The 13,276-nt window shown below is 71.8% G+C and carries 14 protein-coding genes; 10 read left to right on the forward strand and 4 right to left on the reverse strand.

Translation table 11 applies throughout. The features are described 5' to 3' along the window. Positions 1–85: 85 nt before the first annotated feature. Entirely contained in the window at positions 86–823 is a 738-nt protein-coding gene (locus tag GKC29_RS15840; protein ID WP_155331563.1) for a GntR family transcriptional regulator, read from the reverse strand. Between the two features lie 187 nt (positions 824–1,010). Here GKC29_RS15840 and iolC point away from each other — a divergent pair, with 187 nt between their 5' ends. From iolC to iolD, 4 genes are read left to right on the forward strand one after another with little or no spacing between them, the layout of a single operon-like run. After that, positions 1,011–1,994, forward strand: coding sequence for a 5-dehydro-2-deoxygluconokinase (gene iolC, locus GKC29_RS15845; protein ID WP_155331564.1), 984 nt, complete (start codon positions 1,011–1,013; stop codon positions 1,992–1,994). Beyond that, complete coding sequence (locus GKC29_RS15850) at positions 1,991–2,878, forward strand: deoxyribose-phosphate aldolase (RefSeq protein ID WP_155331565.1); 888 nt, start codon at positions 1,991–1,993, stop codon at positions 2,876–2,878. The genes iolC and GKC29_RS15850 overlap by 4 nt, the downstream gene beginning before the upstream one ends. Beyond that, positions 2,875–3,771: a 5-deoxy-glucuronate isomerase gene (gene iolB / locus GKC29_RS15855; RefSeq protein WP_155331566.1), complete on the forward strand. Its 897-nt coding sequence runs from the start codon at positions 2,875–2,877 to the stop codon at positions 3,769–3,771. The genes GKC29_RS15850 and iolB overlap by 4 nt, the downstream gene beginning before the upstream one ends. Continuing rightward, the gene (iolD, locus tag GKC29_RS15860) at positions 3,771–5,618 is read left to right on the forward strand and encodes a 3D-(3,5/4)-trihydroxycyclohexane-1,2-dione acylhydrolase (decyclizing) (protein WP_155331567.1); all 1,848 of its coding nucleotides are present in this window, start codon (positions 3,771–3,773) and stop codon (positions 5,616–5,618) included. Before iolB ends, iolD begins: the two co-directional genes overlap by 1 nt. Before the next feature lie 64 nt (positions 5,619–5,682). Here the strand turns inward: iolD and GKC29_RS15865 are convergent, their stop codons facing one another. Continuing rightward, the gene (locus tag GKC29_RS15865) at positions 5,683–6,366 is read right to left on the reverse strand and encodes a TMEM175 family protein (protein WP_155331568.1); all 684 of its coding nucleotides are present in this window, start codon (positions 6,364–6,366) and stop codon (positions 5,683–5,685) included. 137 nt (positions 6,367–6,503) lie between these two features. Further along, positions 6,504–7,070, reverse strand: a complete 567-nt coding sequence (locus GKC29_RS15870) for a TetR/AcrR family transcriptional regulator (protein ID WP_155331569.1) — start codon at positions 7,068–7,070, stop codon at positions 6,504–6,506. A gap of 136 nt (positions 7,071–7,206) precedes the next feature. Here GKC29_RS15870 and GKC29_RS15875 point away from each other — a divergent pair, with 136 nt between their 5' ends. Both GKC29_RS15875 and GKC29_RS15880 read left to right on the forward strand, forming a co-directional pair. Then, complete coding sequence (locus GKC29_RS15875; RefSeq protein WP_155331570.1) at positions 7,207–7,992, forward strand: alpha/beta hydrolase; 786 nt, start codon at positions 7,207–7,209, stop codon at positions 7,990–7,992. 24 nt (positions 7,993–8,016) lie between these two features. Next, complete coding sequence (locus GKC29_RS15880) at positions 8,017–8,376, forward strand: hypothetical protein (protein WP_196255624.1); 360 nt, start codon at positions 8,017–8,019, stop codon at positions 8,374–8,376. A gap of 22 nt (positions 8,377–8,398) precedes the next feature. Here GKC29_RS15880 and GKC29_RS15885 read toward each other — a convergent pair whose 3' ends face one another. After that, positions 8,399–8,977 (reverse strand): SMI1/KNR4 family protein, encoded by a 579-nt coding sequence (locus GKC29_RS15885; RefSeq protein ID WP_155331571.1) that lies wholly within the window; start codon positions 8,975–8,977, stop codon positions 8,399–8,401. A gap of 132 nt (positions 8,978–9,109) precedes the next feature. Between GKC29_RS15885 and GKC29_RS15890 the strand changes: the two genes are divergently transcribed. The 4 genes from GKC29_RS15890 to GKC29_RS15905 are packed head-to-tail and all read left to right on the forward strand — an operon-like array spanning position 9,110 to position 13,275. Further along, positions 9,110–10,177: a LacI family DNA-binding transcriptional regulator gene (locus GKC29_RS15890; protein WP_230688637.1), complete on the forward strand. Its 1,068-nt coding sequence runs from the start codon at positions 9,110–9,112 to the stop codon at positions 10,175–10,177. Further along, positions 10,174–11,109 (forward strand): carbohydrate ABC transporter permease, encoded by a 936-nt coding sequence (locus tag GKC29_RS15895; RefSeq protein ID WP_155331572.1) that lies wholly within the window; start codon positions 10,174–10,176, stop codon positions 11,107–11,109. The genes GKC29_RS15890 and GKC29_RS15895 overlap by 4 nt, the downstream gene beginning before the upstream one ends. Position 11,110: 1 nt before the next feature. Next, complete coding sequence (locus tag GKC29_RS15900; protein WP_230688638.1) at positions 11,111–11,950, forward strand: carbohydrate ABC transporter permease; 840 nt, start codon at positions 11,111–11,113, stop codon at positions 11,948–11,950. A 32-nt stretch (positions 11,951–11,982) separates the two neighbouring features. Then, the gene (locus GKC29_RS15905) at positions 11,983–13,275 is read left to right on the forward strand and encodes a sugar ABC transporter substrate-binding protein (protein WP_155331573.1); all 1,293 of its coding nucleotides are present in this window, start codon (positions 11,983–11,985) and stop codon (positions 13,273–13,275) included. Position 13,276 lies beyond the last annotated feature (1 nt).

Genomic DNA, 13,276 nt, shown 5'->3' on the forward strand with positions numbered 1-13,276 from the left:
CCGCCGGCGGTGCTTGCGGCCACAATGTCATGACAGCTTGACGACGTAAATACCTGTCACTGAAATGAACCAGAAACATCCACCGTCACCGCTCGGCGACGGTGACCTCGAGGGAGTAGCGGCTGGCCCGGTAGATGTGTGCGCCGTGCTCGACGTAGTGCCCCTGGTCGTCGTACGCGGTACGGGTCATGGTGAGCAGCGGCGCGCCGCGTCGCTCGCCGAGCATCTGCGCCTCGGCCCCGGTCGCCGCCCGGGCGCCGATGCGCTGCTGGGCGCCGCGGATGCGGATGCCACCGGCGCGCAGGATCCCGTACAGGCCGTTGCCCTGCAGTGCGTCGATGGTGAGCCGCACCCGGTCGAGCGGGAGCCAGTTCTCCATCACGGCGAGGGGTTCACCGTCGGCGAACCGAAGCCGGCGCAGGTGCTGCACCTCGCTGCCGGGCGGGACCCCGAGAGCGGCCGCGACCTCCGCCGGGCACGGCACGGTAGCCAACTCCAGCACCGATGTGGACGGTCGCTGGCCGGCGCGCAGCAGGTCGTCGTGCAGGCTGGTCAGCTCGACCGACCGTCGCACCTCGCCCCGCACCACCTGGGTGCCGACCCCGCGACGGCGCACGATCAGTCCCTTGTCGACCAGGTGCTGGATGGCCTGGCGGACGGTCGGGCGGGACAACCCGAGCCGGTCCGCCAGCTGCAACTCGCTGTCCAGGCGGTCACCGGGCGCCAGGTCGCCGCGTTGGATCGCCGCGGCGAACTGCTCCGCCACCTGGAAGTAGAGCGGGACCGGGCTGCTCCGGTCGACCGCGATCTCGGGGCCGCTCACGGCACCTCCTCGCTGTGCGACGCGCGGGGATCTCGGGGGACGGGCGTCACTGTACCGAAGCGGTCACTGCGCGCAGAGGACGGATGTCATGACAACACATTGACACAACTCGCGGAGCACTGTTACCTGTCAGGGACGAAAGCGGGCTGGCGGGCGCGCCGTCGCCGGCCGGGACGAAGGGCGCCGCATGCTCGATGTGCTCACCATCGGCCGGGTCGGGGTGGACATCTATCCGCTGCAGGTCGCCACGCCGCTGGCCGAGGTCGAGACCTTCGGCAGGTTCCTCGGCGGCAGTCCCACCAACGTGGCCGTCGCGGCCAGCCGCCAGGGGCTGCGCGCCGGCGTGATCACCCGTACCGGGGCGGACGCCTTCGGCGGGTACGTGCACAAGGCACTTCGCGAGTTCGGCGTGGACGACAGCCACGTCCGCCCGGTGGACGGGCTGCCCACCCCGATCACCTTCTGTGAGATCTTCCCGCCGGACGACTTCCCGCTCTGGTTCTACCGCACCCCCACCGCGCCCGACCTTCAGATCCGGCCCGAGGAACTCGACCTCGACGCGGTCGCCTCCGCGCGGGTCTTCTGGCTCACCGGCACCGGCCTGTGCCAGCAGCCGAGCCGCGACGCCCACGCCGCCGCGCTGGCCGCCCGCGACCGGCGCCCACACACCGTGCTCGACCTGGACTACCGTCCGACGTTCTGGTCGGACCCAGCGGCGGCCACGGCGGCGATCGCGGAGGCACTGCCACAGGTCACCGTCGCCGTCGGCAACCTCGACGAGGTGGAGATCGCGGTCGGCACCCGGGACCCCGAACACGCCGCCCGGCTCCTGCTCGACCGGGGGCCGCGCCTCGCGGTGGTGAAGCTCGGCCCGGCGGGGGTCCTCGCCCGCACCGACGCGCAGACCGTACGGGTGCCGCCGGTGCCGGTCGAGGTGGTCAACGGGCTCGGCGCGGGCGACGCCTTCGGCGGCGCGCTCTGCCTCGGGCTGCTGCGCGACTGGCCGCTGGAGCACACCCTGCGCTTCGCCAACGCCGCCGGCGCGATCGTCGCGTCCCGGTTGGCCTGCTCCGCTGCCATGCCCGACTACGCCGAGACCGCCGCGCTGGCCCGGTCCGCCGTGCCGCGACCGGCACCGTCGACCGCCGCCCCGGAAGGAGAAGACCGGTGAGCACCGAGTACGACGCGCTGACCCGCACCCGCGCCCACCGGCCACAGGCGATCGCCGAAGCCGCCGCCCGCCGTACCCGCCGGCCCTGGCCCGACCCTGGCCGGCCGCTGTTCGTCATCGCCGCCGACCATCCGGCCCGGGGCGCCCTCGGTGTACGGGACCGACCGATGGCCATGGCCGGCCGCGCCGACCTGCTGGACCGGCTGCGCCTGGCGCTGTCCCGGCCCGGCGTGGACGGCGTGCTCGGCACCCCGGACATCCTGGAGGACCTGCTGCTGCTCGGCGCGCTGGAGAACCGCCTGGCCATCGGCTCGATGAACCGCGGCGGCCTCTCCGGCGCCACCTTCGAACTCGACGACCGGTTCACCGCCTACGACGCCGACAGCATCGCCACGATGCGCTACGACGGCGGAAAGATGCTCTGCCGGATCGACCCGGACGACCCCGGCACCGCCTCGACCCTCCAGGCCTGCGCCCGGGCGGTCACCGCGCTCGCGGCCCACCGCACCGTGGCCCTGGTCGAACCGCTGTGGGTGGTCCGCAACGGTGCCCGGGTCAACGCCGACCTGCGCCCGGAATCGGTCATCAAGGGCGTCAGCGTCGGGCAGGCGCTCGGGGCGACCAGCGCGTACACCTGGTTGAAGCTGCCGGCCATCGACGAGATGGAGCGGGTGGTCGCCGCCACGACCCTGCCGGTCCTGCTGCTCGGCGGAGACCCGGTGGAGGCGCCGGACGTGGTGTACGCGCGGTGGCAGCGGGCGCTGCGGCTGCCCGGCGTGCGCGGCCTGGTGGTCGGCCGGGCGCTGCTCTACCCGCCCGACGACGACGTGGCCGCCGCGGTGGACCTCGCCGGGTCGCTGCTGCCCACGGGGCAGGACGCGTGAGGACCGGCGAGGCGTACCTGCCGTGGGGCGGCACGGCCCGCTCGCCATGGGCGCTGGAGGTCACTCCGGAGCGGGCCGGATGGCGGTACGCGGGCCTACGGGTACTCACCCTGCCGGCGGGCGGCGAGGTCAGCTTCGCCACCGGCGACGAGGAGATGCTCGTCCTGCCGCTGGCCGGCGCCGCCACCGTGCGCTGTGACGGGCTGCGGCTCAACCTGACCGGGCGCGAGTCGGTGTTCGCCGCGGCCACCGACTTCGCCTACCTGCCCCGGGACGCCGTCGCGACGATCCGCGGCGAGGGCCGTCTCGCGCTGCCGTCGGCCCGGGCCACCCGCCGGCTCTCGCCCCGCTACGGTGCCGCCCGGGACGTGCCGGTGGAACTGCGCGGCGCCGGGCCGGCCAGCCGGCAGGTCAACAACTTCTGCGCACCGGACGCCTTCGACTGCGACCGGCTGGTCGCCGTGGAGGTGCTCACCCCCGGCGGGAACTGGTCGTCGTACCCGCCGCACAAGCACGAGGAGGACCGGACCCACGACGACGGACGGGTGGAGGCGGCGCTCGAAGAGGTCTACTACTTCGAGGTGGCCGGTGGCACGCCCGGTGCGGGTCCGGTGGGCTACCAGCGGGTCTACGGCACGGCCGGCCGGCCGATCGACGTGCTGGCCGAGGTGCGTACCGGTGACGTGGTGCTCGTCCCGTACGGCTACCACGGGCCGTCGATGGCCGCGCCCGGCTACGACCTGTACTACCTCAACGTGCTGGCCGGGCCCGGCGCGGAGCGCACCATGGCCTGTGTGGACGATCCGCGGCACGGCTGGATCCGGGGCAGCTGGGCCGGCCAGCCGGTCGACCCGCGGCTGCCGCTGACCCGGCCCGGAACGAAGGAGGCGTGATGGGCCGGTTGACGGTGGCGCAGGCGGTGGTGAGGTTCCTGGCCCGGCAGTGGTCCGAACGCGACGGGCGACGGCAACGGCTGGTCCCGGCGTGCTTCGGCATCTTCGGCCACGGCAACGTCGCCGGCATCGGTGAAGCCCTGGCCACCGCCGGCTCGGACCTGCCCTATCACCTGTGCCGCACCGAGCAGGGCATGGTGCACACCGCCGCGGCGTACGCCCGGATGACCGACCGGCTCAGCACCCTGGCCTGCACCACGTCGATCGGCCCCGGCGCGACCAACCTGGTCACCGGCGCCGCCGGCGCGACCGTCAACCGGCTGCCGGTGCTGCTGCTACCGGGCGACATCTTCGCGACGAGGGTGGCCAACCCGGTGCTCCAGGAACTGGAGGACCCGCGCTCCTACGACGTCAGCGTCACCGACGCGCTGCGGCCGGTCTCCCGCTACTGGGACCGGATCAACCGGCCGGAACAGCTGCCGGCCGCGCTGCTGGCCGCCATGCGGGTGCTGACCGACCCGGCGGAGACCGGCGCGGTCACCCTCGCCCTGCCGCAGGACGTCCAGGCCGAAGCGTACGACTGGCCGGACGAGCTGTTCGCCGAACGGGTCTGGCACGTGCCGCGCCCCCGCGCCGACGAGGCGGCGGTCGACCGGGCGACCGGGGTCGTGCGAGCGGCCCGCCGGCCGCTGGTGGTTGCCGGCGGTGGGGTGATCTACAGCGGGGCGACCGAGGTGCTGCGCCGGTTCGCCGAGGAGCACGGGGTGCCGGTGGCGGAGACCCAGGCCGGCACCGGCGCGATGCCGTACGACCACCCGCTCGCCCTCGGCGCGGTCGGCGTCACCGGGACCACCGCGGCCAACGAGGTCGCGGCCGGCGCGGACGTGGTGATCGGGGTGGGCACCCGGTACAGCGACTTCACCACCGCCTCCGGCACCCTCTTCGGCGACGACGTCCGGTTCGTCAACCTGAACGTCACGAGCTTCGACGCGGCGAAACTGTCCGGCACCCAGGTCGTCGGCGACGCCCGGGAGAGCCTCGCCACCCTCGACGAGACCTGCGCCGGCTGGGCCACCGGGCCGGCGTACCGCGCGTCGGTGGCGCGGCTGCGTGAGCGCTGGTCGGCCGTGGCGGACAGCGCCCGGCAGGCCGCACCCGACGCGCGGCCGACCCAGACCGCGGTGATCGGTGCGGTCAACGACGCTGCCGGCGCAGGCGGCGTGGTGGTGTGCGCGGCCGGGTCGATGCCCGGCGACCTGCATCGGCTGTGGCGCAGCCGGGACCCGAAGAGCTACCACGTCGAGTACGGCTACTCCTGCATGGGCTACGAGATCGCCGGCGGCATCGGGGTGAAGCTCGCCGCGCCGGAGCGCGAGGTGTTCGTGCTGGTCGGCGACGGGTCCTACCTGATGCTGCCGAGCGAGCTGGCCACCGCGGTCGCCTTGGGCGTCAAGCTGGTCGTGGTGCTGGTCGACAACTCCGGTTTCGCCTCGATCGGCCGGCTGTCGGAGAGCGTCGGCGCGCACCGGCTCGGCACCGCCTACGTCGACCGGGCCGGTGCGCCGCTGCCGATCGACCTCGGCGTCAACGCGGCGAGCCTCGGCGCGGACCTGATCCGGGTGTCGACCATGGCGCAGCTCCGGGCGGCTCTGGCGACGGCGACGGCGGCGACCCGGACCAGCGTGGTGCACGTGCGGACGGACCGGTTCCAGGCGGGTCCGGATGCCGGCGCCTGGTGGGACGTTCCGGTCGCCGAGGTCTCCACCACCGAGCAGGGGCGGGCCGCCCGGGCCGCGTACGAGGCGGGGCGCAAGAGCCGGCACACCCACCTGCGTCCGCCGCACTGACCTCAGCGGTCACGCCGACCGGTGTCGCGGGTCCGGCTGCGCCGTGCGGACCTTCCGCCGTGCCTCAACCTCGACGGCGAACCCACCGCAGCGCTCCGGTGCGGAGGCCTTCACTGGTCACGCCGTGATAAATGATCATCACAATGATGCCGAGGAGTCCCAGTAGCGGGCTCACGACCCAGCCGAGCAACCCGGCCAGTCCGTAGAGCACGAGACCGGTGATGGGGCGGGCCTCCTGCGCGCGGACCTGGTCTGGGCCGACGTCCTCCGCGCGCAGCATCGGATGGCGGTGCAGGTAGGCGAAGAAGACCAACCAGGGCGCCGACATCAGCGCCGCGGCCAGCGCGTACATGACGACCGCCACCCGCAGGTCGTCGGTGTCGCCGTCGACGAGCGCCGACGCGAGAACCGCGGTCGGGAACGGGATGATGACCGCGCCGAAGAGGATGGCGAGATTGATCCAACTGAGCGCGAGGGTCGTGCCGCGGACCAGCCGCAGCAGTGCGTGGTGGTTGAGCCAGAGGACGCCGATGTAGACGAACGACACCACGAACGCCAGGAGGGACGGGGCCTCTTTGCCGAGCGACGCGAGCAGCTCACCCTGGTGGTATTCGGGTACCCGCAATTCGAGCACCAGCAGGGTGATGACGATGGCGAAGACACCGTCGCTGAACGCCGCGAGCCGACCGACGTCGGCCGGCTGGTGAGCGGGACCTTTCGGCTGGACCTCCTCGGGGCCTGCGGACACCGCCGAACGCTAGCAGCGTGGGAGGGCCGTGGACGGGTGCGATCACCCGAGAAGTACCCGTCCGGGGGGCCGTTTCCGGGTGGCCGGCGCTTTCCGTGGAGGTGAACCCCGCCGGCCGTGCACCGGTCGGGTTCCGCTCAGCGCAGGCCCGCCACCCAGCGCGCATTGCGGACGAACGTGCGGCGGGTGACGTCGGGGTCGTCGAGGAAGCAGCCGATCATGAGGGCGTCGCGCAGCATGGCGAGGGTCTCGGCCTTGGCGTCGACGTCGTCGCGGCCGGCCTCGGTGAGCAGGCGTCGCAACTCGGCGTGGAACCAGGCGCGGTGCTTGTCGATCACCCGGCGCGCCGGGCTCTCGGGGTCGGGGAACTCGCCGGCCGCCTTGATGAACGGGCAGCCGCGCGTGTGGTGCCGGTGGGCGTCGTCGGCGATGCCTTCGATGGCCATCTCGAGTGCGTGATCGGCTGAGACGGCCCGGCCGAGCCCTTCGTCCCAGAGCGCCTGGATCATCTGGTCCTCGCGTTCGAGGTACGCCACGACGAGCGCCTCCTTGCCGGCGAAGTGCCGGTAGAGGGTGGCGCGGGTGACGCCGGCCTCCTTGAGGACGCGGTCGACCCCGACGCTGTTGATGCCGTTGTCGTAGAACAGCCGGCTCGCGGTCGCGAGGAGGTGGTCGCGGGGCGCTGACTGCCTGGTGCTCGCCATGACTGCATCCTACACCCCAGACCGACCGTTCTTTCTCTCACATGTCGACCACTTGCTGAAGGGGAGGGGTAAGGCTACGGTCTGAGCCTAGGGAGAACGACCGTTCTTTCTATCTGTCCGTTCATAGGAGTATTCCGTGGCGACTCGTGTTCTCTTCGTGCACGGCCTCTGGATCCACGCCCGCGCCTGGGATCCGTGGCTCGACCTCTTCCGCTCGGCCGGGTTCGAGGCGGAGGCACCGGGCTGGCCCGGTGACGGCGAAACCGTCACCCAGACGCGGCGACAGCCGCAGCATGTCGCCGGCTACGGCGTCCGCGAGGTCGCCGACCACTTCACGCGGATCGCGCGGCTCGGCGAACCGCCGATCGTGATCGGGCACTCGTTCGGCGGGCTCATCGCCCAGAAGCTGCTCGCCGCGGGCGTCGCCCGGGCCGCCGTGGCGATCGACCCGGCCCCGATCAAGGGCGTCCGAGCACTTCCGTTCGCGCAGGTCTGGTCGGCGCTGCCGGTGCTGCGTCGCAAGGCCAACCGCGACCGGGCGGTGATGCTGAGCCGCCGCCAGTTCCGGTACCGCTTCGGCAACGCCGTCAGCCGCGAGGAGTCCGACCAGCTCTACGACCGCTGGGCGATCCCCGGCCCGGGCCGGCCGATCTTCGACCTGACCGCGGCGAAGAAGGACCCGGCGTCGCCCGTCGCGGTCGACCTCGACGACCGCAACCGGGGACCGTTACTGATCATCGGCGGTGGCCGGGACCACACCATCCCCGAGGTGGTGGCGCGGCAGGCCGCCGAGCTCTACCGCCCGGGCGGCAACACCGAGTACCGCACGTTCGACGATCGCGGCCACTCCCTGGTCTTCGACAGCGGTTGGCGCGAGGTCGCCCAGCCCGTCCTCGACTGGGTGCGTACGCACACCGCCTGATGACCCGCACGTCGGAAGTGACCAGTGAACTTCAGTGAGGACGTACGCTCGGCCTTCCGGCGCGGTGACACCGACGCCGTGGTGCGGATGAGCGAGGCCGAGATCGAGCGGGCCCGGGCGGCCGGTGACCCGGCGGGCGAGGCGAAAGCCCGGTACAGCCTGGCCCGGGTCGCCATCCGGGCTGGTGACCTGGCGTTTCCCACCGTCACCCAGGCCACCAACGACGATCCGTTGGCTGCCGCCGTCGACGCGCTGGCCGCCGCCATGTACGCGCACGGCCCGGCCTTCCGCACCGTGGCCACCGCGTGCCGGGCGGCGTTCCCGGGGCTCGATCGCCCGTCGGCCGGCGACATCGCTCAGGACGGCGCTCCCGTCGACAGGTGATCTGGTCACCGAAGCGGAATTGCTATCCCACCTCCCACTCCAACTCCCCATTCTGGACAACCGGCTTCAGGGGATCCGGCGCGCGGGGATAGTCGTAGGGGATCCGGTGAGCCAGGCGGACCGCTCGTCCTTCGACCAGGGCCAACATCTCCGTGAGCAGATCCGTCAGGCTGCCCCACGCGAATCCGAACGGGCCGTCGATCTCGTCGAACTGGAATATCCGCCCGTACGGTGGCTGTGGCCCGGTGTCGAGGACGAGGCAGCCACCGCACAGGTCGTTTCCGAACGCGATCCACGTGGGCTGCCAGGCGTCGCCCCAGATCGATGCTCGCTGGCGAGTGTCGCTTGCGATCTCCGAGCTGGCCATCACCTGGTAGCCCGGCGGAAGCAGGATCACGCCGGTGACGTCTCGTGCGTCGGAGCCGTCGAAGTTGCGAAGCAGTTCCGAGAGGTCCGCCGGGAGTTCGGTGTTCAACGCCGAAGCGAGCTCGGCCAGTGCCGGCTCATCCGCAGGCGGGTTCAGCTTCTCGAACGTGAGCGGCGCGTTCTCCCGCAACCATCCGGCGATCTGCGTCGACAGGGAGGTGACATCGCCCGACATGGCTCACGAATGTACGGTGGCGAGCCGTCCTCCGGCGGTTGGAAACGTTTTCGTAACGAGCTCTTGACCTGCCTGGTGGACGCGGCGCACACTCCCGGAAACGTTTACAGGATGAGACGGAGGTGCCGGGTCGTGGTTCGTAAACGTTTACAGGACTCCGCCGACGGTCGGCCCACCGTGCACACCGTGGCCGCCCGCGCCGGCGTCTCCATCGCCTCCGCCTCCCGCGTCCTCAACGGCGTCGGCGGCAGCGAGGAGACCATCCGCAAGGTCCGCGCGGCCGCGGCCGAGGTCGGGTACGTGCCCAACGCCATCGCCCGCTCGCTGCAGTCCCAGCGCACCGGACTGGTCGCGCTCGCCGTCGAGGACATCGGCAACCCGGTCTACGTGTCGATGATGCGGGCGATCGAGGCGGTGGTGGCCGCCTCCGGACGCCAGCTGCTGGTGCACGCGACCGGCGGGCAGATCGCGAACGAGACCAGCCTGCTGCGCCGGCTGGCGAACCGCTACGTCGACGGCATGATCCTGTCCCCGATCCGGGTCACCGACGACCACCTGGCCGCGCTGGTGCAGAGCCCGGTCCCGGTGGTCGTGGTCGGCCAGCTCGGTGCCGACGCGCCGGTCGACAACGTACGCACCGACTCGCGGCACGGCGTCGCCCTGGCCGTGGACCACCTCGTCGGCACCGGACGGCGACGGATCGGGTTCGTCAACGGCCCGCTCGACACCGTTCCCGGCGCCGCCCGCGACGCGGGCTTCCGTGCCGCCCTCGACCGGCACGGCATCGGGCTCGACGAGGACCTGGTCGAGGTCGGCGACTTCCAGTACGCGGCCGGCCGCGCCGCCGCCGAGCGGTTGCTGGCCCGGGCCCGGCCGGACGCGCTGGTCTGCGCCAACGACCTGATCGCGGTCGGGGCGCTGCACGCGCTGCTCGCCGCCGGGCACCGGGTGCCCGAGGACGTGGCCGTGGTCGGCATGGACGACACCGAGCTGGCCCAGATGATGTTCCCGCAGCTGTCCAGCGTCTCCCTGGGCTCGGCCGAGCGCGGGCGGCGCGCCGCCGAGCTGCTGCTCACCCGGATCGCCGACCCGAGCCTGCCACCCCGTCGGGAGCAGGTGCCGCCCAGCCTCGCCGTACGCGCCTCCAGCCGGGTCGCCGTGCCGGGGCCCCGCCCGTCCACCGAGGAGCTGCCCTCATGACCGCCGTGGCCGAGCGGCCGGATGTCGCGCGGCGCGGGAAGCCGCGCGGCTCCGCCCGGTCCCGCTCCGACCGGACCGCCATCTACCTGCTGCTGCTTCCGTCGCTGGTGCCCATCCTGTTGCTGTCGGTCTTCCCGCTCCTGCGCGGCATGTACCTGGGCTTCACCGACGCCCGCGCCGGCCGCAACGTCGACGTGAGCTTCACCGGCCTGGAGAACTACCGCGAGCTGCTCGGTGACGACCTGTTCTGGAACTCGTTCAAGATCGGTCTGCTCTGGGCCTTCGGGGTGACCGTCCTGCAGTTCCTGCTCGCCCTCGGCCTGGCGCTGCTGCTGAACCAGCAGTTGCGCTTCCGGGGTGTGGCGCGGGTGCTGGCCGTGGTGCCCTGGGCGATGCCCCCGGTGGTGATCGGCATCCTCTGGAAACTCGTCTACCACCCGGACGCCGGTCTGCTGAACGAGTTCTTCCACCGCGTCGGGGCCGACGGGCTGCGGACCAACTGGCTCGGCGACTTCAGCACCGCCCTGCCGGCGGTGATCATCGTCGGGGTCTGGGCGGGCATGCCGCAGACCACGGTCGTCCTCCTGGCCGGCCTGCAGGGCGTGGCGCGGGAGTTGCACGAGGCGGCCGCGGTGGACGGGGCCAGCACCTGGCACCGCTTCCGGCACGTCACGCTCCCCGCGATCGCGCCGGTGATCGTCGCGATCACCGCACTGGACTTCATCTGGAACTTCAACTCGTTCGGGCTGGTCTACGTGCTCACCGCCGGCGGTCCGGGCGGCAAGACGATGCTGCCGATGCTGTTCGCGTACGAGGAGGCGTTCCGCTACGGCAACTACGGCTACGCCGCCGCGCTCGGCAACGTGATGGTCGTGATCATCGTGGCGCTGCTCGCCGTCTACCTGCGTCGCCGGCTGAGGGAGGCGAACTGACGTGATCGGAAGGCCGAGCCGTACCGGGCGGACGTTGCAGTACGTGGTGCTGGCCGGTTACCTGATCTTCCTCGGGTTCCCGCTGGTCTGGCTGGTCTCGACGGCGTTCAAGCCGCCCCGGGAGCTGGTGCAGCTGCACCCGACGCTGGTGCCGTCCAACCCGACGGTGCAGAACTTCGTGCAGGCCTTCACCGAGCAGGAGTTGGGCCGGGCCGCGCTGAACAGCCTCCAGGTCTCGCTCGCCTCGGCCGTGCTCACCGTGCTGGTGGCGCTGCCCGCGTCGTACGCGCTGGCCCGGTTCCGCTCCAAGCTCGGCACCGTGGCCCTGGGCTGGGTGCTGCTCTCGCAGCTCTTCCCGTTCGTGCTGCTGATCATCCCGATCTTCCTGGTGTTGAGGCAGGTCGGCCTGGCCAACACCCACGCCGGGCTGGTGGTGATCTACGTGGTCTGGGCGCTGCCGTTCGCGCTGTGGATGCTGCAGGGCTTCGTCCGCAACATCCCGCGCGAGTTGGAGGAGGCCGCCAGCGTGGACGGCGCCAGCCGGCTGCAGGTGCTGCGCCGGGTGGTCTTCCCGCTGCTCGCGCCCGGCGTCGTCGCCACCGCGCTGTTCTCGTTCATCTCGGCCTGGAACGAGTTCTTCTTCGCCCTGGTGCTGGTCAAGACGCCCGAACTGGCCACCCTGCCGGTGGCGTTGGCGCGGTTCGTCGGCATCGAGGGCACCGCCCGCCTGGGCCCGCTCGCGGCCGGTTCGCTGCTGGCCACCCTGCCCAGCCTGATCTTCTTCGCGTTCATGCAACGCCGGCTCTCGTCCGGGTCGCTCGCCGGCGCGGTCAAGGGCTGATCGCACACCCCACCACCGAGGAGGTTCCCCCCATGCTCCGCAGAAGATTCCGTCGACTCGCCGCGGCCGCCGCGGTAGCGGTCGTCGGCCTCGGCGCGCTCACCGCGTGCGGCGACGGCGGCGACGACGAGTCCACGTCCGGCCCGGTGAAGCTGCGCTTCCTCAGCCTGGCCTGGCAGAAGGAGTCGCTCCAGGCCAACAAGGACCTGGTCGCCAAGTGGAACGCCGAGCACCCGGACATCCAGGTCGAGTACGTCCAGGGTGACTGGAACTCGATCCACGACCAGTTGGTCACCTCGTTCGAGGGCGGCGACGCACCGGACATCGTCCACTACGAGGCGTCCGCGATCGGGGAGTTCAGCAAGCAGGGTTACCTGGCCGACCTGTCCGGCCTGGTGTCCGGCGACCTGAAGGGCCAGATCGACCAGGGCGTCTGGGACACGGTCACCTACGACGGCAAGGTCACCGGCGTGCCGTTCCTCCTGGAGTCACAGGTCGTCGTCGCCAACAAGAAGCTGCTCGACGCCGCCGGCGTCGCGGTGCCGCCGGCCGACGGCGGCTGGACCTGGGACGAGTTCCAGGCCAACGCGCAGAAGCTCACCAAGCCCGGCCAGTACGGCGTGGCCTGGGCGCTGAAGTCGCCGACCAACCGGGTGCTCAACCTGGCGCTCAACTTCGACGGGAAGTTCTTCTACACCGACGGTGGCCGGACCGAGGTGAAGGTCGGCGACCCGGAGAAGGAGGTCCCGCGGCGCATCCACGACATGATCTACACGACGAAGTCGGCGTCCCCGGAGGCGCTCGGAATGAGCGGCGCGGACACCCTGCCCGGCTTCTTCGGCGGCAAGTACGCCATGCTGCCCGGCTCGGTGTCGCTGCGCCAGCAGATGGTCGAGCAGGCGCCGGCCGGCTTCGAGTGGGTGACGCTGCCCCCGGTCAAGGGGCTGTCCAGCAAGCAGGCGGCGAACCCGCAGACGCTGTCCATCGCCGAGGACTCCAAGAGCAAGAAGCAGGCCGCGCAGTTCCTGGAGTACTTCCTCAACCCGGCCAACATGGCCGCGCTCGCCAAGGGTGACTGGCTGGTGCCCACCGGCAGGCAGGCCAACGAGGAACTGGTCAAGCTGACCGGTGGCAAGCAGGGCTGGGACGTCGCCGCGGACAGCGCGGCCGACCTGACCGTCGCGCCGTTCCAGCTCGCCGACGGGTACCCGGAGTGGAAGACCAAGTACGCCACTCCGGCCCTGCAGCAGTACTTCGCCAACAAGATCACCCTGGACCAGCTCGGCACGCAGCTGGTCGACGGTGGCAAGCAGGTTCTGAGGTAAC

The organism is Micromonospora sp. WMMC415 (assembly GCF_009707425.1).
Classification (GTDB): Bacteria; Actinomycetota; Actinomycetes; order Mycobacteriales; family Micromonosporaceae; genus Micromonospora.